This is a genomic window from Maribacter sp. UH1 (assembly GCF_056839145.1).
In genome coordinates this window covers 830818-856790 of record NZ_CM166387.1, presented here as the reverse complement: position 1 = coordinate 856790, position 25973 = coordinate 830818, and the positions used below count along the sequence as shown (strand labels likewise).

The window sequence follows — 25973 nt, the reverse complement described above, 5'->3', positions numbered from 1 at the left end:
TAAAAGATGGCTTTTTTAATATATGTTAGATGTTTGCTATTATAATTTAGCGAACATTTTTTGCATTTTTTCACTTTCCTCTTCAGCAAGGGTAGGGTCAACTAAAATACGACCACTATGCTCATCAGTAATAATCTTCTTTCTTGAAGCAATTTCAACCTGTACCTGAGGTGGAATAGTAAAGAAAGAACCACCAGAAGCACCTCTTTCAATTGGCACAACAGCTAAACCATTCTTAACATTGTTACGAATACGTGCATATGCCTTTACCAAACGCTCTTCAATTTTATCTTGAAATTTGATAGACTCTTCTAATAACGCTTTTTCTTCTTTCTCAGTTTCAGCAAGAATAGCGTTCAATTCGCTTTTCTTATGCTTAAGGTGAGCTTCACGTTCAGATAAACGTTCTTTAGTTTCAGAAATAACAGATTTCTTCTGATCTATTTGAGCTTTGAATTCTTTAATGTTCTTCTCAGCTAATTGAATTTCCAATTCTTGAAATTCCAATTCTTTACTGATAGAATTAAATTCTCTACTGTTACGAACATTCTTTTGTTGCTCGCCGTATTTTTTAATTAAAGTCTTTGCTTCCTCAATAAGGTTCTTCTTAGCACCGATTTCGAAATTGATATTCTCTAAATCAGTTTTAAGTTTATCCATTCTCGTTTTTAGGCCAAGGACTTCATCTTCCAAGTCTTCTACTTCTAAAGGAAGTTCACCACGAACGTTCCTTATTTCATCAACCCTAGAATCAATTAATTGCAAATCATATAATGCTCTTAACTTTGCTTCTACAGACGAATCTTCTTTTTTTGCCATATTAAAAATAATTGATGGGATTTGTTATACTTTCCGATAAATGGATTGCAAAATTAGGAATTTTTTTCGTAAGATAATCAACTAAAAGGTTTTTTGTAAACTGCTCAGTTTCAAAGTGTCCTATATCTGCCAAAACTATTTGGTTTTCAGCCTCGTAAAATTGGTGATATTTAAGGTCTGCAGTAACAAATACGTCTGCTCCGTCCGCTTTGGCAGCACTAATGGCAAAAGAACCACTTCCTCCCAGTACTGCTACTTTTTTAATCGGTTTATTTAAAAAATTTGAATGACGTACCAATTTGGCGTTCATTTTAAGCTTTAAATGTTCAAGAAATTGGGTTTCCGTAACCTCTTTGTTCAATTCACCTATCATGCCCATACCAATATGTTGGTTGGTATTTTCTATAGTTTGTATGTCATAAGCCACCTCTTCGTACGGGTGAGATGACAATAAAGCTTTGATGACTGCAGATTCCTCATTCTTGCCAAAAACACATGTAAACATTATTTCACTTTCAGTATGCGTGGTACCAATACTTCCTTTTGTAGGGTTGGCATCTTCATTTGCTTTATAAGTACCATTACCTTCAATAGTGAAACTACAGTCAGAATAGTTTCCTATGTTACCGGCACCAGCTTTGAACATAGCATTTTTTACCTCTTCTAAATTATCTTTAGGGATATAGGTGGTTAATTTTTTAATCGTATTTTTTTGAGGAAGTAATATTTTGGTATTAGAAAGTCCAAGTACTTCGCAAATTTTTGCGTTTACGCCTTCTTTTGCATTGTCAAGCGCCGTGTGGTTAGAATAGATGGCAATATCGTTTTTGATTGCTTTGATAACTACACGCTCCACGTAATTTTTTCCCGTTATTTTCTTCAACCCACCAAAAATAATAGGGTGAAAGCTAACAATCATGTTACACTTTTTAGCAATGGCTTCTTCTACCACATTTTCTAAAGTGTCTAATGTAACTAATACTCCGCTTACTTCATTGGACGCGTTGCCAACTAGTAAACCTACGTTGTCAAAATCTTCGGCATAAGTTAATGGGGCAAATTCTTCTAATATTAGGGTGATGTCTTTTACGGTCATTTTATAAGAAAATAAGATATTCAAAGATAAATTATTATAATTTCGTTCTAATGCAGGTGTTACGAAAACTTCTTTTTCCTATTTCATTAATTTACGGACTGATTGTCTTTCTTAGAAATCGCTTGTATGATATGGGTATTTTCTCTTCTCGATCATTTGCCGTAAAAACTATTTGTGTGGGTAACCTAAGTGTTGGTGGTACGGGTAAGACACCAATGATCGAGCTATTGATACGGGAGCTTTCTGAGAATTATAATGTAGCTATTTTAAGTAGAGGCTATAAAAGGAAATCAGAAGGCTTTTTGCTTTCAAATGAACAAACCACTGTTGAAGAATTGGGTGATGAACCATTTCAGATAAAAACCAAATTCCCTAAAATTACTGTTGCTGTTGATGCGGATAGAAGAAACGGAATTAGTCAGTTGGAGAAATTGATTAGTCCAGATGTTATTCTGCTAGATGATGCTTTTCAACATAGAAAAGTAAAAGCTGGGTTTTCAATTTTGTTGACTTCCTATGATAATTTGTATATGAAAGATTGGTACCTGCCAACGGGAGATTTAAGAGATTCTAAAAGAGAGGCGGGTAGGGCAGATTTAATTGTAGTAACTAAATGCCCTGCTAACTTGTCGCCATTAGAAAAAAATAAGATTAAGGAAAGTATACATCCTAAACCCCATCAAAAAGTATTGTTCAGTTATTTATCTTATAATAAAGAACTAAAGGGTGATATCTTGACTTTAGATACGCTAAAAGAAAAAAATGTGACTTTGGTAACCGGTATTGCCAATCCTACTCCGTTAGTAAAGTTTTTAAATTCCGAAGGAATTACGTTTGAGCATTTAAAATATAAGGATCACCATTTCTTTACTGATCAAGAAATTGATGTTTTAAAAGAAAAAGAATGTATTCTTACTACAGAGAAGGATTTCGTGCGTTTAGAAACTAAGCTAACGAACTTAAGTTATATAGAAGTAAAACATGAGTTTTTTGATAATTCCCGCGAACTAATGAAGAAGGAATTATTAAAATTTATGACAACGATTTCTTAGCTCTTTTATCAAAAATATTCTCACCTATCTTTTGGTAAAAAACATCTGGTTTAAATGGTTTGGTAACCACATCATCACAACCCGCGGCATAAAAACTTTCTAAGCTATCATCTAAAGAAATAGCCGTTAATGCAATTATAGGTGTGTCTTGATTGAACTTTCTAATTTGTATTGTAGCTTCTTCACCACTAATACCTGGCATATGAATATCCATTAATATGGCGTCATATACATTTTCTTGAGCGGCTGTTACGGCCTCATGACCGTTATTGGCTATGTCACTGGTCATATCTCGCTTAGAGAGCATTTTTTTGGTGATGACTTGGTTAATTTTGTTGTCTTCAACAATTAACAAGTGTAGTCCTTTAAAGTCGTAATCTTTAGGCGTAATCTCAAATGATACATCTTCTGATTCACTTTCAAGACTCTTCATTTTAACTTCAAAGAAGAAAGAGCTTCCCTCGCCTAATTCACTCTCAAGCTCAATTTTACTTTCAAATAAGCTCAATAAACTTTTAACAATAGTAAGACCTAGACCGGTACCACCATACTCTCTATTTATTTGAATGGAACCTTGTTCAAAACCTTCAAAAATACTTTTTTGCTTCTCTTTTGAGATACCTATACCATTATCCTTAACTTCAAAATAGATGGTGATATCATCTTCAACTTTGTTCAATAATTTTGCAATCACCTTTACCTCGCCACCTTTGGTAAATTTGATAGAATTACCAATTAAATTCATGAAAATTTGAGAGAGCTTTAATGGATCGCTCAATAAGCTATTTGGTATATCTGAGTCGTATTCTAAAATCAGGTTTGTTTTATTGGACTTAGCACTTTGACCAAGAGAATTGATAACTTCATTAATGACCTTATTAAGGTTGAACTCCATGTTAAGGGGTTCTAATTTATTCGCATCAATTTTGTTGATGTGTAGAATGTCATTAATAAAATTAAGAAGATAGTCGCCAGAGAATTTTAATGCCTTTAAATGTTCTTTTTGGTGCTCTTCTGGGTTTTCCTCTAGCAGTAAATGGGTAAGTCCGGTAACCGCATATAGCGGAGTTCTAAGTTCATGACTTACGGTAGATAGAAAGTTTGTTTTTGCTTCCATTGCCTGTACGGCACCATCACGAGCAATTTGTAGCTCTTTGTTCTTAGTCTGTAAAAGATCGTTGGTTTTTAATTTTATCTGGTTATTTCTATATAATGTAACCGCTAGTAATGAAATAATAATTAAAAATGCAGAGGTTAAAATTGCCGTAAGTTCAGACCTGTTCTGAGATTCTGTAAGTTCTTCTATTTTCTTTTCTTGGCGTGCAATCTCTTCCGTTTTATAATCATCTCTTATCTTATCAGCTGTTTTGGCTTCAATTATATTTTTATCAATATTAAATATGGAATCTTTTAATTGTACCAGATTTTGGGTATTTACAAGAGACTTTTGGTATAAACCCAGTCTTTCATAAACAGAAGATAACAAGGTGTTGGAGTTTTTAATGTCTTCTAAAAATCCATTATCAACAGCTAGGGTTAACGCATTTTCCCCATTTTTAGCAGCTTCGGATAAATTATCGATTTTTAAATTTAATTCAGCAAGTGTTAAGTAGGCTTGTGTTGTCAGGTATTCCTTTTCGTAAAGATCAGTATTTACAATAAGTGAATTCAAATTTTTTGTAGCACTGTCATATTTCTCTAAACTGAGATATACTTTAGCTTCTGTCAATAATAAGTTATTGTAAAAATTACGGTCGTTATTTAGTTGCTTAGCTTCGTTTAGCATAAACAGCGCTTGAAAGTTTCTGTTACTTCTATGTAAAAGAATAGCCTCTATATATTTATGCATACCATCACCGTAAGGATATTCAATGTCTTTTAACAGAACACTTGCGCGATCCCAATAAAATTCAGTGTCCCCTTCTTTATCTATTTTTAAATACAATAATGCTAGTTCGTGAAGGCTATCTATAAGTCCTTTTACATCTTCGCTTTTTTCGGCTTCGTTTGCGGCTGTATTCAGTGTTTCTAAGGCAAGTTCAATTTTATCTTGATTTCTGAATTTTCTTGCTTGATCAAAGTATGGCTGTATGTCTTTATGTGGAACCGGATTTTGCGAGTATAGGGCAGTGGTAGCCGCCAAAATTAGAATGGGGACTAGTAAAAATTTAAGCGTTTTATTTAAAAATAAAATCTTCAAATATAATTTTTAGTACTTATAAAATTAATCAAATCAATGATCCTGCTGCTATAGCCGGTTTCGTTATCATACCAGCCAATAATTTTAACCATTTTTCCTATTACGGAGGTCATCAAAGAATCAAACGTACAAGAATAACAACTATTGTTTATATCAATGGAAACTATTGGGTCGTTAGTATAATGTACTATATTTTTAAACTGGTTTTTAGACGCTTTTTCAAAAGTAGAGTTTATTTCCTCAATACTTGTTTCCCTTTTTACATTTAGCGTAATGTCTGTTAATGAGCCGTTTGGTACAGGGACTCTAATGCCACAACCACCAATGGTATCTGCTAGTTCAGGAAATATTTTGGTCAATGCTTTTGCGGCTCCGGTTGTAGTAGGTACTATAGATTGTGATGCTGCCCGTGCCCTTCTTAAATCTCTATGCGGTTGGTCATGCAAACTTTGATCTGTAGTATATGAGTGTATCGTTGTAATATACGCCTGCTCAATACCACATAGGTCATTGACTATTTTTATCATTGGTGCAGCATTGTTCGTAGTACATGATGCGTTGGATATAATATCGTCAGATGTGGTCAAGGTATTTTCATTAATGCCAAAGACAATCATTTTAATATCATCTTCAGTAGGCGGTACGGACAAAATAACTTTTTTGGCACCATTTTTAAGATGAAAAGATAAGGTTTTCCTATCCTTGAATTTACCGGTACATTCAACAACTAAATCAACTGCAGAAGAAGACCAATTTATTTTAGACGGATGAGATTCGTTAAATAGTGCTATGGCTCTATCATTAACGATAATGTGCTTATCGTCATGAGAGATGTTTAGCGGAGAAGTACCGTGAATACTATCATATTTTAATAGATGCGAAAGAGTACGGGTATCTGCCAAATCATTAATGGCAACCACATTTAAATTTTCATGTGCTTGCATAAGACGAAATAGGGTTCTGCCTATTCTTCCAAAACCATTAATGCCTATGTTTAGTTTTTGCATTGGTTACTGATGAATGTGTTCAGTTAATACAGATAATTCCACTTAAATTAGAACTATCAAATTATGTTAGCGTAGTAGCTAAGAAGTAAGTTCTTGAGATTTTATAGAATATGCTTGTGTGCTTTATAAGAAGATCTAACCAAGGCACCACTTTCAACATGTCTAAAGCCCATTTCAAGACCTATATCTTCATATTTCTTAAACTGCTCAGGAGTAATAAACTCTTTAACAGGGAGATGTTTTTTAGATGGCTGCAGGTACTGTCCTATAGTAACAACATCAACATCTGCATTGCGCAAATCTGCCAATGTGGTAATTACTTCATCTTCATGTTCGCCAAGACCTAACATAATACCAGATTTGGTTCTGTTGATACCTTGTTTTTTCAAGTAGTTCAAGGCTTCTAGGCTACGTTCGTATTTTGCTTGTATACGCACTTCTCTTGTTAGTCTCTTAACAGTTTCCATGTTGTGAGAAACAACTTCAGGAGAAACAGCAACAATTCTATCTAAATGCTTTTCTATACCTTGAAAATCGGGAATTAAAGTCTCTAGAGTAGTAGTTGGGTTCATTCTGCGTATGGCCTTTACGGTTTCTGCCCAAATGATAGACCCCATATCTTTAAGGTCATCTCTATCTACCGAAGTAATAACAGCATGCTTAATACCCATAATTTTTATGGATCTAGCTACTTTTTCAGGTTCTGCCCAGTCAACGTTCTCTGGTCTTCCGGTTTTAACGCCGCAAAAACCACATGATCTGGTGCATACATTACCTAATATCATAAAAGTTGCTGTACCTTCTCCCCAGCATTCTCCCATATTAGGGCAACTTCCGCTGGTACAAATAGTATGTAAGTCATACTTATCTACCAAACCTCTAAGCTGAGTGTATTTTTTACCCGTAGGTAATTTTACCCTTAGCCATTTCGGTTTACCTTTTGGTGGAGCAACATTTTCTTTTAAAACTGTAGACATGCTTTCAATTTTATTACAAATATACGAACTAATAAAGTGTGGGTAAAGTAGAATTACATCCTACACAAATGAGTTCCAAATTATGAGAAATTTACTATTAGTTTGTTGATTACTTTCGTTCCTTGATAATTTCTGAAAGTAATTTTTTAGCCCTTAGAAGTTTTACTTTTACACTGTTTATGGGCTCGTTTAATTGTGTGGCAATATCGGCATAACTTAACTCATTAAAATATCTTAGATTGATGACTGCTTGGTAGTGGGGCTTTAGTTTTTTAATATCCCTGAGTAAATCTGCTAAATTCTGTTCTTGGATCAATTGATCTTCCATAGAAGGCGTAGCGTCTAAAGCGCTGGTAATAGCATCAGAATTGCTGCTAGAATCTAACAAATTCTTTTTTCGCTTTCTAACTAGATCAATATGTATATTCTTTGAAATAGCTATTAGCCAAGTTTTAAATACGTAAGAATCGTTATAGGTATTAATCTTATCAAACGCCTTTGAAAATGTCTGAATGGTTATATCTTCAGAATCGTTTTCATTTTCCGTACGCTTTAATTGAAATCCATAAACATCGTTCCAAAACATATCTAACAAACGACTAAAGGCAATCTGTTTGCCTTGCTTCGCTTTAATGATTGTTTCTTCTAAAGTATCTATGTTGTTCAAATATTAATTTTGGTAAGCGTATGTTTTTGATTAGGTACTAAATTTATTCGGAGATTAAATCTTTCTTGCAATCTTGTTCGTTTGGCATTTTACCGCACATACCACAAGCTTGTCCGTCTTGATTTAAAAAAGGACTTTGACTTGCGCAAGTTCCTGCAAATTCCCCATCTTTTTTAGACCATATTTTAATTGCAATACCTGCAAAAGCCAATGCTAACAACCCAATGGTCAATAATACTAGTTTCATATGCTAAATTTTAAACAAAGATAAAAAATAAAGCCCCAAAAATGGGGCTTTAAGAATACTTTATGTGTGCAAGCTTAGTAAGCTATGTTCGCAACTATATTTTCTACGTTAGGGGCGTGGTTACCTCCCTTTTGTTCAATTGTAATATAACCAACGGCATTTTCAGCGTATGGTAGCGCTAGCAGCTTTTGCTGATCGCCAGCTTCTTCAATAATACCTAGGTTTATCATTTTACCGTTAACCTCTGCCCACATTTGAAAACATTGGCTTTCTGGAATATGAGGTAATTTGCTCACATTGATATATGATAATTTCTTAACTGGATTTATATAGGCCACAGCTTTTAAATCTTTTGCTTTCTGGTTCCCTTTAACATTATACTTTTTAGTTTGTGGGTTGTTTAGAACAATGAACTGATTACGTACATCTTCTAACTGCTCTTTCATGTTTTCCTCAAGCAATTTTATTTTATTGCTAACAACGCTGTTCTCTTCTTGTAAACTCTGGTTTTGGTTCCAGAAAAAAGTAGAGATACCTATGAACATGATAGCGGTAATACTTGCTGCAATAGCATAACTATAGAATCTTTTTCTGCCCTTACGTTCAGCTTTTATTCTAGAGTTGATTTTATCCTTTAAACCTTGTGGTGCTTCAATAGCATGAAGCTTAGCGAAGATTTCAAGATTATCCTGTAATTCGCTGTATGTTTCCCTAACCTCTGGGTACATGGCAATATAGCGCTCTACCTGAAGGCTTTCCAACTCGGTAGTTGTTCCCAAAAGATACTTTTCTAATAAATCAGAATCAAGGAAAATTCTTATTTTGTCTTTCATAATACGAAATTTAATAACATGGCAACTACGGCTGGGCCATAGATTTTGCCTAATTCGCGTAATCCAATTTTAAGTCTAGACTTAATAGTTCCTAAAGGTATATCCAACTCATCACTTGCTTCTTGTTGGGTCATGCCTTGAAAGAAAAGAGCTTCTAGAACAATTTGATATTTATCTTCAATTTTGTCTAGATGTTCTCTTACATCCATTAACTCTGGCCTTGTACTTTCCACGCCTAAAGTATATACGTCAGAAACGTCTATTTGGATTTCTTTATCGGATTTTGTGTTGACACTTCTTAATTTGTCAATGGCAGTGTTACGTGTAATTCTAAAAAGCCAAGTAAACAGTTTCGCTTTTTTAGGGTCATAAGAGTCTGCTTTTTTCCAAATCTTTACAAAAGATTCTTGAACAACATCTTGTGCTAGATCAGGATCACGCACTACCTTATTTGCCACACCTAATAGGGTATCGGCATAATTATCATACAAGAGAGAAATCGCTTTTTCGTTTCTTTCCTGTAGTAATTCAACAATATGGTTTTCTAATAGAGTGCTCATAATTTAAAAGATGTACATATTTTTTTTATGATGGACATCCAAATGCTAACATTGAACCGTATATGATTAAACGCTAAATTATAAAATTGATTGTTAAGGAAGCGTTTTCTGAAAATATATATTGAATAAGTGGTCAGCTGGTAACTGCCCACTTTGTTTTTGGTTGGTTTGGTTTGGTAATAACCCCTGTAATTTTTACAGGGGTTATTTTATTAAATTAACCTCAGGACTTATTTCAATATGGAACTTTGTTTTTACGGCATCAATAATTTTTGCCGCTAAGTCTAAAATATCTTTACCTGTTGCTTTATCGTAGTTTACAAGAACCAAGGCTTGATTTTTGTGTACACCTGCATCACCAAAACGTTTTCCTTTAAATCCGCATTGCTCAATTAGCCAACCTGCCGGAATTTTATAAAATTCATCTGATACTTTATAAAAAGGAGCTTCAGGATTTTTACGCGTAAATTCTTCAAATATTTCTTTATCAACTATCGGGTTTTTAAAGAAGCTACCACTATTACCTAAAACTTTTGGGTCAGGTAGTTTACTTTGTCTAATAGCAATAACCGCATTGGAAATATCTTTTATAGTAGGGTTGGTTATCGCTTCTTTTTCTAATTGTTGTTCAATTGCTCCGTAGCCAGAGTTGATTTTGTGGTCTTTTTTGGTGAAGGAAAAAGTTACCGACGTAATTACAAATTGATCTTTTCCTTCATTTTTAAAAAATGAATCTCTGTAGCCAAATTTACATTCCTCTTTGGTTAAGGTAATTAATTCTTGGTCTTCTATTCTAATAGCTTCACAACTAACAAAACAATCTTTTAACTCTACACCATATGCGCCAATATTTTGAATAGGTGCGGTACCGGTATTTCCAGGTATTAAGGACATGTTCTCCAATCCTCCAAAATTATTCTCAAGGGTCCACATGACCATATCATGCCAGTTTTCGCCTGCCATCACCTTCACTTGTGCGCTGTTTGCAGATTCTGATACAATTTTCTTTCCCTTTAAATCTACATGAATAAACAATGCTTCAATATAATCTGAAAGCAACATATTACTACCGCCACCTATAATGATTTTTCTGTCATAATCATGATTACCAAGAATATCCTGTAATTCTTCAATAGACGTAACTTCAACAAAGAATCTTGCTGTAGCATCAATACCAAAAGTATTATAGTTTTTTAGGGAAAAGTGTTCATGTACGATCATTAACCTTTGTAGCTTTTAAGTGCTTCTTTTAAAATTTGAACAGCTCTTTTTAAACTATCTTGGTCAAGAACATATGCAATTCTAATTTGATTTTTGCCTAGTCCTTCTGTAGCGTAAAACCCTGCTGCAGGTGCTACCATAACAGTTTCGTTGTCTATGTTAAATTCCTCTAGCAACCATTGAGCAAAGTGATCGGCATCTTTAATAGGTAGTTCTGCTATACAGTAAAAAGCACCTTGGGGTTTAGCAATTTTAATACCTTCAATTTTTTCTAATTCCGCAATAAGCAGATTCCTTCTTGCAACATATTCCGTCTTTACTTCTGCAAAATAGCTATCTGGTGTATCTAAAGCCGCTTCACTTGCAATTTGTGCATATGTAGGTGGTGATAGTCTAGCCTGTGCAAATTTCATTGCCGTAGCAATAAACTCTTTGTTCTTTGATACCAAGTATCCAATTCTAGCACCACACATGCTATATCTTTTAGAAACCGAATCAATAACTATAGCATGTTCCTCTAATCTTTCTTCTTTTAAAATAGAAGCATGGGTTTTATTGTCATATGTGAATTCTCTGTATACTTCATCTGCAACTAGATAAATATTGTGTTTTTTAACTAGGGTAGCTAATTTTTGAATTTCTTCCTTGCTATATAAATATCCTGTAGGGTTACCAGGGTTACATATTAATATAGCCTTGGTTTTAGGTGTAATTAGTTTTTCGAAATCCTCAATAGGAGGTAGTGCAAAATTATCTTCTAATTTAGAAACTACAGGTACTACGGTTACGCCACATGCAGTTGCAAATCCGTTGTAATTCGCATAAAAAGGTTCAGGGATGATGATTTCATCATCTGTATCTGCAATGGTGTTCATTGCAAAAGACAAGGCTTCTGATCCACCGGTAGTAACAATAATATCTGTAGCACTTACTTGAATGTCGTTTTTAAGGTAGTACTGCGCAATTTTGGTTCTAAAGGTCTCAGAACCTTCGGTACGGCTGTATTCCAATACATTTATATCATTATTTTTCACAGCGTCTAAAGCTTGCTGCGGAGTCTTAATATCTGGCTGCCCTATGTTCAAATGAATTACATTAACTCCTCTCTTTTTTGCATTTTCAGCAAACGGAACTAACTTTCTTATAGGTGATTGAGGCATGGTAAGCCCCTTATTTGATACAGATGGCATATTATTCGAATTTTTCACAAAAGTGATAAATGATTATGGTTCTTACAAAGTAATTAAGCTTTTATTTGGTTTTGCCTATCGTGTTAAAATTAGGTACTGTATCAAATTATTGTGTATCTTAAAAAGGGTTAACTAATTCATACATATTATGTTACGTAAATATAGGATGCTATTGATTCTTTTGTGTTGTTGTTTTTCCTTTTCAGGAATAGCACAAACCTATCAATTACCTGCCGGAAAGAAATTTCATAAAGTCAAGTTTCAATTGATTAATAATCTCATGGTCATACCTATTGATGTTAATGGCACGGAGTTATCTTTTGTGTTAGATTCTGGTGTTGGCACCCCAATTTTATTCAATTTGGCGGATCAAGATTCTATTCAATTAAATAATGTAACCGAAATTACAATTAATGGGCTAGGGGAAGGGGACCCGATCAATGCATTAAAATCTACCGGAAATTTTGTGCAGTTAGGTAATGTCAAGAATACTTCCCAAAACATTTATGTAGTAATGGATGCTGGTGTCAACTTCTCGCCAAGCCTTGGTGTGCCTGTGCATGGTATAATTGGATATGATCTATTTAGAGATTTTGTAGTTGATATAAACTATGTAAAGCAAACTATAAAATTTCATGATCCTGAACTTTATAGGTACAAAAAATCTAAGAACACTAGGGTTGTAGATATGTCTGTCATTAGAAAGAAGGCATATTTAGATGCATTTGTTATGATAAGTAAGAATGAGGAAATACCTGTAAAAATGTTATTGGATACGGGTAGTAGCGATGCAGTATGGTTGTTTGAAGATGAAAGAATTCAATTGCCCGAAAAGCATTATCAAGATTTTTTAGGAAAAGGGTTGGCAGGTGATATTTTTGGGAAGCGAACAAAAATCAGTCATTTAAAGATTGCAGATTTTGTACTGAGTGATGCAAAGGCGGCTTTTCCTGATATGGAGACGTTCACGACAATTTCAGATTTTGGAGGTAGAAACGGAAGCTTGGGCGGTGAGGTGATAAAGCGTTTTAATGTGGTATTCGATTATAGAAATGAAAAATTGATAATGACTAAGAATACCAATTTTGATAAACTATTTCAATATAATATTAGCGGTATTGATTTGCAACATGCGGGTATGCGTTATGTTTCAGAACGAATTACCGATTCAAACGGTGTGTTAAATAGCAGTGCCAAGACGTATGGAAATGTACAAATTATACTTCAGGGTGCCACAAGGTTAAGTTTGGTGCCAGAGATTATAGTTTCGGGCATACGTCAAGGAAGTCCGGCACATTCGGCGGGCTTACGAGAAGGCGATGTCATTCTGGCAGTGAACGGTAAGCGAATCCATCGATATAAATTACAAGAGATTATGCATATGCTTAATTTTAAAAAGGACAAAAAAATTAAGGTTTTGGTAGAAAGGTATGACAGCGACCTGCTCTTTAGTTTTGTCTTAAAACCTTTATTTGACGAACAGTAAAGCATAAAAAAAGCCCAACTTTTCAGTTGGGCTTTTAATTTTTAAAAAGTTCTTTTATTTGGTACCAGTAGTAGCTTGAACTTCTCCTTTGATTTTTAAAACCTTAGTAGGAGTGTCCGCGTTAGAAATAACCGTAATTGCTTTACGGATAGGACCAACTCTATTGGTATCATATTTCACTTGAATTTCACCTGTTTTACCTGGTAAAATTGGATCTTCTGGTTTTTTTGGAATGGTACAACCACAACTAGAACTAACTTTACTCACTATAAGTGGTGCAGTTCCTGTGTTTGTAAATTCAAAAACTCTTACTCCGTCAGATCCTTTAGCGATTTCGCCGTAATCCACAGTTTCAGATTTAAACTCTATTTTGGCAGCTGCGTCCTGTGCAGTTAAACTAAAACCTAGTAAGCCAACAAATAATACAAGTACTATTTTTTTCATCATTTATAATTTTGGGTGGATGTCAAAATTAAATCTTTTCAGATCAACCTCAAAATCCTTTTGTTATACTCTAACGTTACTTATTTTTGTTTCGTATTTATCTTTGGGTGAAATTTAGCTGAAATGACCGTTAGAATGTCAGTTCGGCTTTAATTTTTAATAACCCAGTTTATTATTATTCAAAAACTGTTCCAAAAAATGGAAATTCCTTCAAAATATAATCCGCAGGCCACAGAATCACAATGGTATGATTACTGGATGAAAAACGGCTACTTTCACTCAGAACCAGATGAAAGAGAACCATATAGTATCGTAATACCACCACCAAACGTAACTGGTATTTTGCATATGGGGCATATGTTGAACAATACAATACAAGATGTACTCATAAGAAGAGCCCGTCTTTTAGGAAAAAATGCATGTTGGGTACCGGGTACGGATCATGCCTCTATTGCAACCGAGGCAAAGGTAGTTGCGAAATTAAAAGAGCAAGGCATCAATAAAAACGATCTTACCAGAGATGAGTTTTTAAAACACGCGTGGGATTGGACAAATGAATATGGTGGAATCATTTTAGAACAGTTGAAAAAACTAGGTTGTTCTTGTGATTGGGACCGTACTGCGTTCACCATGGATCAAGAGCGTTATGATAGTGTTATTAAGGTTTTTATTGATCTCTATAATAAAGGGCTGATATACCGTGGGTATAGAATGGTGAATTGGGATCCTGAAGCACAAACAACCTTGTCTGATGAAGAAGTTATCTATGAAGAAAAACAAGGTCTTTTATACTATTTGTCTTATGCTATAGAAGGATCAGATGAAAAAGTAACCATTGCAACCACAAGACCGGAAACTATATTAGGGGATACCGCAATTTGTATTAATCCGAACGATGAGCGTTTTACACATCTAAAAGGTAAAAAAGTAATTGTTCCTATCTGTAATAGAGTAATTCCTATTATAGAAGATGAATATGTAGATGTGGAATTTGGTACAGGGTGTTTAAAAGTAACGCCTGCACATGATATCAACGATAAAGCATTAGGAGAAAAACATAATCTAGAAACTATCGATATTTTTAATGATAATGCAACCTTAAATAGTTTTGGATTGCATTACGAGGGTAAAGATCGTTTCGTAGTAAGAAAAGAGATTTCTAAAGAATTAGAAGATTTAGGTATTCTGGTTAAGACCGAGACCCATATTAATAAAGTAGGTACTTCAGAAAGAACCAAGGCTGTTATTGAACCTAAATTATCTGATCAATGGTTCCTGAAAATGGAAGATTTGGCAAAACCTGCTTTAGAAGCGGTGATGGAGAGTGGTGATGTAAAGTTGCATCCAAAGAAATTTGAAAACACATACCGTCATTGGATGGAGAATGTTCGGGATTGGAATATTTCTAGACAACTATGGTGGGGACAACAAATACCGGCATTTTATTTTGGAGACGGACAAGAAGATTTTGTTGTAGCGGCTAATGTAGCAGATGCATTAAAACTGGCAAAAGAGAAATCAGGTAAGTCAGATTTAAAAGAAAGTGACTTAAGACAAGATGCCGATGTTTTAGATACGTGGTTTTCATCGTGGTTATGGCCAATGAGTGTATTTGGCGGTATTATGGAGCCAGATAATGAAGAGATAAACTATTACTACCCAACAAACGATTTAGTAACCGGGCCGGATATTTTATTTTTCTGGGTAGCTAGAATGATAGTTGCCGGGTATGAGTTTAGAGGAGAGAAGCCTTTTGAAAATGTTTATTTCACCGGATTGGTAAGAGATAAGCAACGAAGAAAAATGTCAAAGTCATTGGGTAATTCACCAGATGCTTTAAAATTAATAGAGGATTATGGAGCTGACGGAGTTCGTGTAGGTCTTTTGTTAAGTTCAGCTGCAGGTAATGATTTAATGTTCGATGAAGATCTTTGTCAGCAAGGAAAAAACTTTGCCAATAAAATTTGGAACGGTTTCAGATTGGTGAGAGGATGGGAAATTGCAGATATTCCTCAACCAGAGGCTTCAAAACTTGGTTTAGAGTGGTATGAGTCTAAGTTAAATAAGACATTATTAGAGATAGAAGATCATTTTAGCAAGTTCCGTATTTCAGATGCTTTAATGTCAATATATAAATTGGTTTGGGACGATTATAGTTCTTCTTTATTGGAGATTATTAAGCCTGCATATCAACAGCCTATAGATAGAACTACTTTTAATAAGGTAATAGAGTTGTTTGAGCAGAACCTTAAATTGTTGCATCCTTTTATGCCATTTTTGACGGAAGAAGTTTGGCAACATATTGCAAAAAGAGATGAAACTGAAGCTTTGGTCATATCAAAATGGCCAACCGTTGGTAAAATTGATGAAGAGTTAATAGCTCAGTTCGATTTTGCTGCTGAGGTAATATCCGGTGTTAGAACTATAAGAAAGAATAAGAATATTCCAATGAAAGAATCATTGGAGCTGTCAGTTCTAAATTCTGAAAATGCAAGTAATCTTTGGGATGTGGTAATTTCCAAACTTACCAATGTATCTGAAATCAGTTATTTAGATGAACAGTTAGAAGGTGCATTGACTTTTAGGGTAAAGAGTAACGAGTATTTTGTGCCTATGGAAGGTGCTATTGATATAGAGGCAGAAATCATTAAGATCAATGAAGAGCTAAAATATACTAAAGGCTTTTTAACATCAGTTCAAAAGAAACTTTCTAATGAACGATTTGTAAATAATGCTCCTGAAAAGGTTATAGCTATAGAACGCAAAAAATTAGCTGATGCCGAAGCTAAAATAGAAACATTGGAAAAAAGTTTAGCTAGTTTAGGCTAACATTTCATTCCATAAATTACGAAAGCCTCATTCCTAAACAATTAGGAGTGAGGCTTTTTCTATTGTTAAAAGTATTTAGGTAGTCATGTTGTTTTCGTATTTTTAAATAGAACAAAAAAGCTAAGAAAATGAAACCACTAAAAAAAGAAGATATTAAGCAAGAGGTATTTGATTTATATGATGCCTATGCCCATAATAAACTAGAACGTAGAGACTTTGTGCAGAAACTGTCCATGTACGCCGTAGGTGGTCTTACAGTGCCATCGTTAATGAGTTTTCTAATGCCAGATTATGAGAATACTTTTTTGGTGGATAAAAACAATCCAGATTTGGATTCGGGTTTCATTACTTATAATTCTGATAAAGGAGGTGGTGAAATCAATGCATTACTATCCAAGCCAAAATCGGCAGAAGACAAATTGCCAGGTATCTTAGTGGTTCATGAAAATAGAGGTTTGAACCCCTATGTTGAAGATACAGCGAGAAGAGCAGCTTTGGCTGGTTTTATAACTATAGCACCAGATGCTTTGAGTCCTTTAGGTGGTTACCCTGGTAATGACGATGAAGGTCGAGCTATGCAACGTAAAAGAGATAGAAATGAAATGCTTGAAGATTTTATAGCGGCATTCGAGTATTTGAAAAATCATGAAGATTGCAATGGTAAAATCGGTGTAGTAGGTTTTTGTTTCGGTGGATGGATTTCTAATATGATGGCAGTAAAAGTATCGGATTTATCTGCTGCAGTACCTTTTTATGGAGGACAACCAACAGAGGGTATTGAAAACATTAATGCACCATTAATGTTACAGTATGCCGGATTGGATGAACGCGTGAATGCGGGTTGGCCAGCATATGAAAAAGCATTGAATGAATTAGGTAAAGAGAATGTTGCTTATTTCTATGACAATGTAAATCATGGTTTTCATAATACGTCTACACCTAGGTATGATGAACCAGCGGCAGAATTAGCTTGGTCACGTACCATGGATTTTTTCAAGAAAAAGTTAGTATAAAGCACTGGTTTTAAGGACTTGTAGGTGTGATTGTACTAGTGAAGTTTCTGATATAGAGCTAGTAATCAATTTGTTTGAGTTAAGCTAACACGGCTAATCCCTTTAGTTTTGTAGTATAAACAATCTAAAAACACACACATTATGAGAAGTCTATTATGGTTAGTAGCAGTTATTTGTATAATTATATGGTTATTGGGAATGTTAGGTATAGTACCTGGTCTTGCAACCGGTAGTTTAGTTCACATTTTATTAGTAATAGCGGTTATCGTTATTCTTTACAATATCATTTCAGGTAAAAAGGTCTTGTAAGTTCAATTTTACAAACCAATTTTATCAAAAAAATATATGAACCCTTGATTAATGTCAAGGGTTTTTTATGCTTAAATAGTATCTTTAGTACTATGATTAGACCTTATGTACTTGCCGAAACCAATTGGGAACATTTAAAAGATGAAAAAATAGAATTGGCAATTTTGCCGTGGGGAGCCACAGAAGCTCATAATTATCATTTACCCTATGGTACGGATAATTATCAAGTGCAAAGTATGGCTGAGTCTGCAGCTGGTGTCTCTTGGGAGAAAGGAAGAAAGGTAATGGTTTTGCCTACTATACCTTTTGGTGTTAATACAGGTCAGAGTGACATATATTTAGATATGAATTTGAATCCGTCTACTCAATTGGCTATTTTAAAGGATTTGGTAACCGTACTAAATAGGCAAGGCATAAAGAAATTATTGCTGTTCAATGGTCACGGAGGTAATAATTTTAAACCGATTATAAGGGAATTAGGTTTATTGTTCCCAGACATGTTTATCAGTTTTTGTTTCTTTCCTCCCATGTTCGATAAATCTAAATATTTTAAGGAAGAGGGTGATCATGCCGATGAAATGGAAACGAGTTTAATGCTTTATTTAAGACCTGATTTAGTATTGTCAAAGGAGAAATGGGGTAGTGGTAGTGCTAAAAAGTTTAGGATAAAGGCTTATAATGAAGGTTGGGCTTGGGCAGAAAGGCAGTGGTCAAAGGTTAGTAGTGATACGGGTATAGGTAATCCGGAGTTTGCTACTACAGATAAAGGAGAGCGTTTTTTTAATGATGTGTGTGCAAAGTTAGATGATTTATTTTGCTCACTTTGCGACGCTGATTTGGAAGATCTTTATATTTAATTTTTTATAACAATTAAATGTTCTGCTGTAGATTCTTTTATTGCTGCTCGTTTTAAGTGAATATCCAAATCAATTTTTAAAGAAAAAAGGGCACTTAGAATAATTATATTTTTAAATATGTATTGCCCTGCTAAAGTAAAAACCAATTCACCTTTTCCAAAAATCTCCTCTGGCATTAAAAATAGAGGTGTAAATGTGAATAGAATATGAATTATAGCAATACTGATAATAATTCTAGGTTTCCAATTAAGTAGAAGAAAGATGCCTATCAATGTTTCGCCTACTGCTAATAATAGTAACCCTAATTGAGAAGGTAGAAATCCTAATGTTAGTATACCAATAGTGTCTTTGGCTAAATCTTCAGCCGGACTCAAATGTGGTATAAACTTAATACATCCAAAAATTAGGTAAACAACTCCAATAGAGTTTCGAAGAATATTGGACTTTAATTTTTCTAATCTTTTCATCGAATGTTAGACATTTGTTTAATGATTATTTTAGACCATATATAGGCAGCATTTACTAAACACCAAGATAATGGTTAATTAGTATTTAATTCTTTGTTGGCTAAATCAATATAAGACTGCATGGCTTTTTTCTTGCTCATGTTCTTTGCCTGAATTAGTGCATTTGCTTTAAAAGCATTAATTAATGGAGTTTTACTGCCAGGATTGTCAAAATTGGCATTTGCAATCTTATAGTAAGCATATAGTTTTAAAAGTATATCTGCCGGTATTGGTTCAGTATAGTTATTGACCAAGGCAACGGTCTCCTCAAATTCAATACGTAATTTCTTCATTTTCGTTTGGGTCAACAAAAGTAGCTATACAAGTCTCATTACCTTTAACCTTTTGGTTTAGCTTTACATTAATTTGGCAATCTAAAGGTAAAAACAAATCGACTCTAGAACCAAATTTTATAAATCCTGCATCATCTCCCTGTTGTACGCTTTCTCCTTTTTCGGCATAATTTACAATTCGTCTGGCAAGTGCACCAGCTATTTGTCTGTATAGGATTTCGCCAAACTTAGGGGTTTTTATAACTACAGTGGTTCTTTCGTTTTCTTCACTTGATTTTGGGTGCCAGGCAACTAAGAATTTACCAGGGTGGTATTTGGAAAAAGTAATTAAACCACTAGCGGGATATCTAGTTACGTGAACATTGACCGGAGACATAAAAATAGAAACCTGTCTTCTTTTTTCATTAAAATATTCTTTTTCTAAAACTTCTTCTATAACTACAACTTTCCCATCTACAGGTGAAAGAATTTCATTGAAATCCTTTCTTGCCAATCTCTTTGGATTTCTAAAGAATTGCAAAATTATAATGAGTAAAACTAGACCAAGAATTTGTATAGCTAATTTTAGCCATGCTATGTCAATAAAGTAGTGGGCCAAGATTATACTTGAACCTATAATCAAAAAAGAAAACAATATTATTTTTTGTCCCTCTCTATGAAACATAACTGAATATATTTAAAGTTAAATAAGCAAATGGGGCGGCAAAGACCAAGCTGTCCAATCGATCTAACATACCACCGTGGCCAGGTAATATGGCTCCGCTATCCTTTACACCTGCAGCTCTTTTAAATTTAGATTCTATTAAATCACCAAGGCTTCCGGCTACTACAATAACCGTAGCAAGTATCATCCATTGAACAGGACTTATAAGAGCTTCAAAAGTAGCCATTAAATAAGCTGCCGCTAGTGCAAATATAAAACCTCCTAAAGTACCTTCAATGGTTTTTTTAGGAGAAACTGAAGGAAAAAGTTTAGTTCTGCCAATACTTTTGCCTACTAGGTATGCAAATGAGTCGTTTACCCATATTAAAATAAAAATACCCATAATCAATAGTTTGGCAAACGCATCGTTTTTATAAGGTATCATTGTTAGAAAAATACAACCTCCGCCTATGTAAAAAAGACCGATTAAGAATTTTAAGGTCGTATTAAGTTTTAAAGGTTTTTTAGCAAATAGATTATATAATAGATAAATATCTATTGCTATGGTAATAACCATAAGAATATTAATGATCTGCTGGTCTTTGACTAAATAAATATAGGCCCACCATAGTGCTAAATAGGCTGCAAAAATATGATAGCCTTTTAAGTGTACTAATTTTTTATACTCGTATAAACAAGCAAGTCCAAAGGTCATGAATAAAAAATCAAAGGCATCAGAACTTAAAAAGACTGCTGACAATAATAGGATTATGTACACAGCCCCTGTTAGTGACCTTCTTAGAATTTCTTTCATACTATAAATCTTCCAGAAGTAAAAGATAAAGATTTTTAGTACTACTACCATAGGTTAGAAAATCATCTGAATTCTCTGCGGTAGCTTTAAAGTGTTTTAATGTAGTTATATTGGCCGGTATTCTTTGGCCATATTTTTTCTTGATGGTCTTTAAACCTTCTCCTATAGATTCTATTAACTGGCTAGTAGTGGCAAACACCACAACATTGCTAGGTAGTTCGTTTACCTTTTTTTCTAATAGTTGGTTGGAGCAAACTAGAATACTGCCGTTTTGGGCTATAAGATGCTCACAAGTGGTAAAAAATACTTCGCTGTCGCGAGCATTATCAGTAAACGTAATAGATTCCTTAGAAAATTTTTGGGCTAGCCTTTCATTGAGAACAAAGAAAGGCTCACTTTCCCAATTATTTTCTGTAACAATATTTCTAATTGCTTTTGAAACTTCTGCGTCAGAATCGCAATAAATGAACTTACCTCCATTCTGCTTAAAATGAATTGTAAATTTTTCATCAACGGGAATATTTAAATCAGGCATATGATCGCCGCGCGTTTCTGCGGTTTCTTTCGAAACCTTCTTCTTGCCACCACCAAATAAAATATCTAAAAACCCCATTTATGTTGTTGAAATAATTGCTGATCTAAAGTATTGCAATATTACTTATTCTCTGTAATTTCTTGCTCTTCTGTAGATTTGTTGTTCTCTTCTTCTTTCAGTTTCTTTTCGTTTTCCAAGGCTAAAATATCCTTTTCGAAATTTCGCTTACCAAAGATTTTTTCTAAATCTTCCTTAAAGATAACTTCTTTCTCTAACAATCTTTCAGCTAAAGTTGTAAGTTTATCCTTATTGTCAGTTAAAACCTTGATAGCGCGTTGATACTGCTCTTCAATTATTTTAGAAATTTCAGCATCTATCTTACGAGCGGTGTCCTCACTGTAAGGTTTTGAGAAACCATAAGAATCTTGACCAGAAGAATCATAATAGGTAATATTACCTATTTCATCATTAAGACCATAGATAGTTACCATTGCCCTTGCTTGCTTGGTAACTTTTTCTAAATCACTTAAAGCACCGGTAGAAATTTTATTGAAAATAACTTTCTCTGCAGCTCTACCACCCATAGTTGCACACATTTCGTCCAACATTTGTTCAGGTCTAACAATTAAACGCTCTTCAGGTAAATACCATGCAGCACCTAATGATTGCCCTCTTGGTACAATAGTAACCTTCACTAAAGGAGCAGCGTGTTCTAACATCCAACTAGTAGTTGCATGACCAGCTTCGTGATAGGCGATAGTTTCTTTCTCACCCGGGGTAATAATTTTATTTTTCTTTTCAAGACCACCTACAATTCTATCTACAGCATCTAAGAAATCTTGCTTGGTTACCGCTTTTTTCTCGTTTCTAGCTGCAATTAATGCCGCTTCGTTACAAACATTTGCAATATCTGCACCAGAGAAACCAGGAGTTTGTCTAGCCAAGAAATCAAGATCAAGAGTCTCTGCCGTTTTAATAGGTCTTAAGTGAACTTCAAAAATTTCTTTACGCTCGCGAATATCCGGTAGGTCAACATAAATTTGTCTATCAAATCTACCTGCACGCATTAATGCTTTGTCCAATACATCTGCACGGTTGGTTGCTGCAAGTACAATAACATTTGTATTTGTACCAAAACCGTCCATTTCAGTTAATAATTGGTTCAATGTATTTTCACGTTCGTCATTAGAACCTGTAAAGTTATTTTTACCTCTAGCTCTACCAATGGCATCAATTTCATCAATAAAAATAATGGCTGGAGATTTGTCTTTTGCTTGCTTGAACAAATCACGTACTCTAGATGCACCAACACCTACGAACATTTCTACGAAATCTGAACCGGATAACGAGAAGAAAGGCACCTTAGCTTCACCAGCAACGGCTTTGGCTAAAAGGGTCTTACCCGTTCCTGGAGGTCCTACAAGCAATGCTCCTTTAGGTATTTTACCACCTAATGAAGTATACTTATCAGGATTTCTTAAAAACTCAACAATTTCTTCAACCTCTTCTTTTGCACCTTCTAAACCGGCAACATCTTTAAAGGAAGTTCTAGTATCTGTCTTTTCGTCAAATAATTTTGCTTTAGACTTACCAATATTGAAAATTTGACCTCCTGCGCCACCGCCGCCACCGCCGGACATTCTGCGCATTAAGTATATCCAAATACCAATAATCAATACAAATGGTAATAGAGATAACAAGAAATCTAAAATGGCTGTAGACTCTTTACCAAATTCAATAATAGTATCTAAATTATTTTCTTTTTTGATTTCGGTTATTTCATTCTGAAATATTTGAAGATCACCGTAGTCTAAGGTATACTGAGGAACATTACCAGAAGATGGTAGAAATGATTTCTCGTTCACATCTTTATGTACCTCTTTAGCAATAGCCTCATCGGTTAAAAATACTTTAGCCTGATTGGTGTTCGTTATAATTAAAATCTTCTTAACATCACCATTTCGCAAATACTGCTGTAATTCTGAAGTAGTCGTTTTTTGGGTACTAGCTAAATCATCACTATTGAATAATTGAAATCCAATTAGTAATACTGCTACCAATCCATAAATCCACCAAGAACTAAATTTTGGTTTTTTCGGATTTGTTTTGTTTTCTTTTGCCATTTTAATTTTTTATTAGTTTACGCTACTTTCTATGGTTGTGAATTTTGCATCTCCCCATAAACCTTCTATGTCATAAAACTCTCGAACTTGCTTTTGGAATATATGAACAACTACATTTACGTAGTCCATTAGTACCCATTCCGCATTGTCCTCGCCTTCTACGTGCCAAGGTTTATCTTGAATCGCTTTACTTACTGTTTTTTGGATAGAACCTACTATAGCATTTACATGCGTATTTGAAGTACCGTTACAAACTATGAAGTAATCACAAACGGTATTCTCAATTTCTCTTAAATCTAATAGGTTGATATTGTGACCTTTTACTTCGTCAATTCCCTGAATTATTAATGCAATTAACTCATCTTTGCTAGTTTTACTTTCCTGCATTCAAAAATTTTAGTTTTTACAAAGTTATTATTTTTTTGTTCTTTTAGGACTAGTTTTTAACAATACATTAAAGATTCACAATAAGAACAGTAAATGCAAATAATCAAACTTGATGCCACGCAATCTACAAACACCTATTTAAAAGACTTGTCATTTAAAAAAGAACTTGATGATTTTACTGTGATTACCACAAGTAATCAAACTTTAGGTAGGGGGCAAATGAGTGCTAAATGGGAGTCTGAACCGGGTAAAAACTTAGCATTCAGTATGTTGAAAAATAATATTAACATACCAATACAGCGTGTTTTTTTGGTGAGTGTTTGTGTATCTCTTGCCATTGTAGATGCTTTAAACCGTTTGGGAATACCTGATTTAAGCATTAAATGGCCTAACGACATTCTGTCAGGTAATTCTAAAATAGGGGGAATATTGATAGAAAATATTTTGTCTGGATCTAAAATTAAACGAACTATTATAGGATTTGGCTTAAATGTGAATCAAGAAGTGTTCAAAAACGCACCAAATGCATCTTCATTGAAAAATATTATGGATGTAGATTTTGATCTTGATTCGGTTTTTTATTCCTTAACAGAACAGTTGCATTTGTATTTAAACAAACCAATAGATTCTTTAGAGCAAGAATTGTACGCACAATATCATTCTTACTTATTTAAAATAGGAGATAGGAGTAGTTTTAAAAATCAAGACAGTTCACTATTTACCGGCACAATAGAAAAAGTTTCAATTGGCGGTAAACTTATTGTGAGACATGAAGATGGTGATCTTCAAGAATATGGGTTAAAAGAAATACAGCTAATGTATTAGACCTTTGCCAAATTCGTTGATAATGTATTGATGAAATTGGTAATAGGTTTTTTGATCATCATTGCCATCATAGCATTGAATTCACCTTTAAAACTTAAAACAACTTCACTCTTATTCGCATCTATTTCTATGATATCCGCTGTTAAAGTAAAAGGTAATTTTTCACTAGCGGCACCCAAAACAATTTGACTGAAAGGTGTTTGTTCTTTCTTTTCCAAAACAATTTCTGGCATACCTTTTAAAGCAAAAAGAAATCTATTCTCATTTAAAACTTCAAATTTGTCAATATTTTCAGGCATTAACAATCTAAAATTAGGCAGGTCATTTAAGAAGTTAAAAGTGTCTTCTGTATTTTTAGATATTTCTGCCTTAGGTGTTTCTATAAACATAATTATTTATTTGTCCATTTAGAAGGGTCTTTCCTCCATTCCATTAATGTAATCAACTGCTCTTCTTTTACGTATCCCGTTTCAGATGCTTGTTCAATTAAATATTCGTAGCTACTTAAAGTGTGTAGCTCTGTATTTTTTTCTTCAAAATTTTTGGTAGCGGTTTCAAATCCGTAAGTAAAGATTGCCAACATGCCCTTTACGTTCGCGTCAATAGCTCTTAGGGCGTCTACGGCATTTAAGCTGCTTTTTCCTGTGCTAATTAAATCTTCTATAACAACAACCGTTTGGTGCGCTTCTAAATGACCTTCTATCTGATTTTGACGACCGTGGGATTTAGGCTCAGGCCTTACATATACGAAAGGTAAATTTAGTTTGTCAGCGACTAAAGCCCCAATTCCTATTGCTCCTGTAGCTACACCTACAATACAATCTGGCTTACCATAAAGTTGTTCTACTTGCTTTGCCATTTCATCGCGAATATAGTTTCTGATGATAGGATAGGATAGTAAAATTCTATTATCGCAGTATATTGGAGATTTCCAACCCGAAGCCCATGTAAAAGGATTTTCCGGTGTCAATTTTATTGCATTAATTTGCAAGAGAAGCTCTGCTGTTTTTTTTGCAGTGTTTTTGTCTAAAACCATGACG

The 25973-nt window shown here is 34.2% G+C and carries 28 protein-coding genes; 7 read left to right on the top strand and 21 right to left on the bottom strand.

All coding sequences use genetic code 11. The features are described 5' to 3' along the window. Window positions 1-39: 39 nt before the first annotated feature. Complete coding sequence (locus tag UH1x_RS03775) at window positions 40-819, bottom strand: zinc ribbon domain-containing protein (RefSeq protein WP_036156050.1); 780 nt, start codon at window positions 817-819, stop codon at window positions 40-42. A gap of 1 nt (window position 820) precedes the next feature. Beyond that, complete coding sequence (locus UH1x_RS03770) at window positions 821-1915, bottom strand: Nif3-like dinuclear metal center hexameric protein (protein WP_482626483.1); 1095 nt, start codon at window positions 1913-1915, stop codon at window positions 821-823. A gap of 50 nt (window positions 1916-1965) precedes the next feature. Here UH1x_RS03770 and lpxK point away from each other — a divergent pair, with 50 nt between their 5' ends. Further along, on the top strand, window positions 1966-2967 hold the full coding sequence (lpxK, locus tag UH1x_RS03765) for a tetraacyldisaccharide 4'-kinase (RefSeq protein ID WP_482625190.1): 1002 nt from the start codon (window positions 1966-1968) through the stop codon (window positions 2965-2967). Here the strand turns inward: lpxK and UH1x_RS03760 are convergent. The 9 genes from UH1x_RS03760 to UH1x_RS03720 form a co-directional block, all read right to left on the bottom strand. Then, window positions 2948-5167 (bottom strand): hybrid sensor histidine kinase/response regulator, encoded by a 2220-nt coding sequence (locus UH1x_RS03760; protein WP_482625188.1) that lies wholly within the window; start codon window positions 5165-5167, stop codon window positions 2948-2950. The genes lpxK and UH1x_RS03760 overlap by 20 nt on opposite strands. Next, the gene (gene gap, locus UH1x_RS03755) at window positions 5164-6174 is read right to left on the bottom strand and encodes a type I glyceraldehyde-3-phosphate dehydrogenase (RefSeq protein WP_482625187.1); all 1011 of its coding nucleotides are present in this window, start codon (window positions 6172-6174) and stop codon (window positions 5164-5166) included. Before gap ends, UH1x_RS03760 begins: the two co-directional genes overlap by 4 nt. A 101-nt stretch (window positions 6175-6275) precedes the next feature. Next, window positions 6276-7151: a lipoyl synthase gene (lipA, locus tag UH1x_RS03750; RefSeq protein WP_036156039.1), complete on the bottom strand. Its 876-nt coding sequence runs from the start codon at window positions 7149-7151 to the stop codon at window positions 6276-6278. Window positions 7152-7260: 109 nt separating this feature from the next. Next, window positions 7261-7818, bottom strand: coding sequence for an RNA polymerase sigma factor (locus UH1x_RS03745; protein WP_482625185.1), 558 nt, complete (start codon window positions 7816-7818; stop codon window positions 7261-7263). A 43-nt stretch (window positions 7819-7861) separates the two neighbouring features. Continuing rightward, window positions 7862-8065, bottom strand: coding sequence for a hypothetical protein (locus UH1x_RS03740; protein WP_036156035.1), 204 nt, complete (start codon window positions 8063-8065; stop codon window positions 7862-7864). 74 nt (window positions 8066-8139) lie between these two features. Beyond that, a complete protein-coding gene (locus UH1x_RS03735; protein WP_036156033.1) occupies window positions 8140-8898 on the bottom strand; it encodes an anti-sigma factor domain-containing protein in 759 nt (252 codons plus the stop codon). Continuing rightward, window positions 8895-9458, bottom strand: coding sequence for an RNA polymerase sigma factor (locus UH1x_RS03730; RefSeq protein ID WP_036156031.1), 564 nt, complete (start codon window positions 9456-9458; stop codon window positions 8895-8897). The genes UH1x_RS03735 and UH1x_RS03730 overlap by 4 nt, the downstream gene beginning before the upstream one ends. A 204-nt stretch (window positions 9459-9662) precedes the next feature. Next, window positions 9663-10679 carry a UDP-N-acetylmuramate dehydrogenase gene (gene murB / locus UH1x_RS03725; protein WP_482625182.1) on the bottom strand — a complete coding sequence of 339 codons (1017 nt, stop codon included), beginning with the start codon at window positions 10677-10679 and terminating at the stop codon, window positions 9663-9665. After that, window positions 10679-11869 (bottom strand): pyridoxal phosphate-dependent aminotransferase, encoded by a 1191-nt coding sequence (locus UH1x_RS03720; RefSeq protein WP_482625180.1) that lies wholly within the window; start codon window positions 11867-11869, stop codon window positions 10679-10681. Before UH1x_RS03720 ends, murB begins: the two co-directional genes overlap by 1 nt. Window positions 11870-12017: 148 nt before the next feature. Between UH1x_RS03720 and UH1x_RS03715 the strand changes: the two genes are divergently transcribed. Continuing rightward, entirely contained in the window at window positions 12018-13355 is a 1338-nt protein-coding gene (locus tag UH1x_RS03715; protein ID WP_482625178.1) for an aspartyl protease family protein, read from the top strand. 54 nt (window positions 13356-13409) lie between these two features. Here UH1x_RS03715 and UH1x_RS03710 read toward each other — a convergent pair whose 3' ends face one another. Beyond that, entirely contained in the window at window positions 13410-13802 is a 393-nt protein-coding gene (locus tag UH1x_RS03710) for a DUF1573 domain-containing protein (protein WP_084135100.1), read from the bottom strand. 195 nt (window positions 13803-13997) lie between these two features. On the opposite strand from UH1x_RS03710, the gene UH1x_RS03705 reads away from it, so the two are divergent. The 4 genes from UH1x_RS03705 to UH1x_RS03690 all read left to right on the top strand — a co-directional run bounded on the left by UH1x_RS03705 (window position 13998) and on the right by UH1x_RS03690 (window position 18807). Beyond that, on the top strand, window positions 13998-16628 hold the full coding sequence (locus tag UH1x_RS03705; RefSeq protein ID WP_482625175.1) for a valine--tRNA ligase: 2631 nt from the start codon (window positions 13998-14000) through the stop codon (window positions 16626-16628). 128 nt (window positions 16629-16756) lie between these two features. After that, entirely contained in the window at window positions 16757-17641 is an 885-nt protein-coding gene (locus tag UH1x_RS03700) for a dienelactone hydrolase family protein (protein WP_482625173.1), read from the top strand. 141 nt (window positions 17642-17782) lie between these two features. After that, on the top strand, window positions 17783-17950 hold the full coding sequence (locus tag UH1x_RS03695) for a lmo0937 family membrane protein (protein WP_027067903.1): 168 nt from the start codon (window positions 17783-17785) through the stop codon (window positions 17948-17950). Window positions 17951-18042: 92 nt separating this feature from the next. Continuing rightward, on the top strand, window positions 18043-18807 hold the full coding sequence (locus tag UH1x_RS03690; protein WP_482625171.1) for a creatininase family protein: 765 nt from the start codon (window positions 18043-18045) through the stop codon (window positions 18805-18807). Here the strand turns inward: UH1x_RS03690 and UH1x_RS03685 are convergent. The 7 genes from UH1x_RS03685 to rsfS all read right to left on the bottom strand — a co-directional run bounded on the left by UH1x_RS03685 (window position 18804) and on the right by rsfS (window position 24108). Beyond that, window positions 18804-19274 carry a hypothetical protein gene (locus UH1x_RS03685; protein WP_482625169.1) on the bottom strand — a complete coding sequence of 157 codons (471 nt, stop codon included), beginning with the start codon at window positions 19272-19274 and terminating at the stop codon, window positions 18804-18806. The genes UH1x_RS03690 and UH1x_RS03685 overlap by 4 nt on opposite strands. 74 nt (window positions 19275-19348) lie before the next feature. Beyond that, entirely contained in the window at window positions 19349-19606 is a 258-nt protein-coding gene (locus UH1x_RS03680; protein ID WP_482625168.1) for an acyl-CoA-binding protein, read from the bottom strand. After that, window positions 19587-20270, bottom strand: a complete 684-nt coding sequence (locus UH1x_RS03675) for a phosphatidylserine decarboxylase family protein (protein ID WP_036156016.1) — start codon at window positions 20268-20270, stop codon at window positions 19587-19589. Before UH1x_RS03675 ends, UH1x_RS03680 begins: the two co-directional genes overlap by 20 nt. Continuing rightward, window positions 20260-21063, bottom strand: coding sequence for a phosphatidate cytidylyltransferase (locus UH1x_RS03670; RefSeq protein ID WP_036156014.1), 804 nt, complete (start codon window positions 21061-21063; stop codon window positions 20260-20262). The genes UH1x_RS03675 and UH1x_RS03670 overlap by 11 nt, the downstream gene beginning before the upstream one ends. Window position 21064: 1 nt before the next feature. Then, entirely contained in the window at window positions 21065-21676 is a 612-nt protein-coding gene (locus tag UH1x_RS03665) for an LUD domain-containing protein (protein WP_036156013.1), read from the bottom strand. A gap of 41 nt (window positions 21677-21717) precedes the next feature. After that, entirely contained in the window at window positions 21718-23721 is a 2004-nt protein-coding gene (gene ftsH, locus UH1x_RS03660) for an ATP-dependent zinc metalloprotease FtsH (RefSeq protein WP_482625165.1), read from the bottom strand. Between the two features lie 12 nt (window positions 23722-23733). Then, window positions 23734-24108 carry a ribosome silencing factor gene (gene rsfS / locus UH1x_RS03655; protein ID WP_036156009.1) on the bottom strand — a complete coding sequence of 125 codons (375 nt, stop codon included), beginning with the start codon at window positions 24106-24108 and terminating at the stop codon, window positions 23734-23736. Window positions 24109-24201: 93 nt separating this feature from the next. Between rsfS and UH1x_RS03650 the strand changes: the two genes are divergently transcribed. Then, a complete protein-coding gene (locus tag UH1x_RS03650) occupies window positions 24202-24933 on the top strand; it encodes a biotin--[acetyl-CoA-carboxylase] ligase (RefSeq protein WP_482625163.1) in 732 nt (243 codons plus the stop codon). On the opposite strand, the gene UH1x_RS03645 is transcribed toward UH1x_RS03650, so the two are convergent. Together UH1x_RS03645 and pyrE are read right to left on the bottom strand one after the other, a co-directional pair. After that, entirely contained in the window at window positions 24930-25322 is a 393-nt protein-coding gene (locus tag UH1x_RS03645; protein WP_036156005.1) for a hypothetical protein, read from the bottom strand. The genes UH1x_RS03650 and UH1x_RS03645 overlap by 4 nt on opposite strands. Before the next feature lie 2 nt (window positions 25323-25324). Further along, the gene (pyrE, locus tag UH1x_RS03640) at window positions 25325-25969 is read right to left on the bottom strand and encodes an orotate phosphoribosyltransferase (RefSeq protein ID WP_482625160.1); all 645 of its coding nucleotides are present in this window, start codon (window positions 25967-25969) and stop codon (window positions 25325-25327) included. Window positions 25970-25973: the final 4 nt, after the last annotated feature.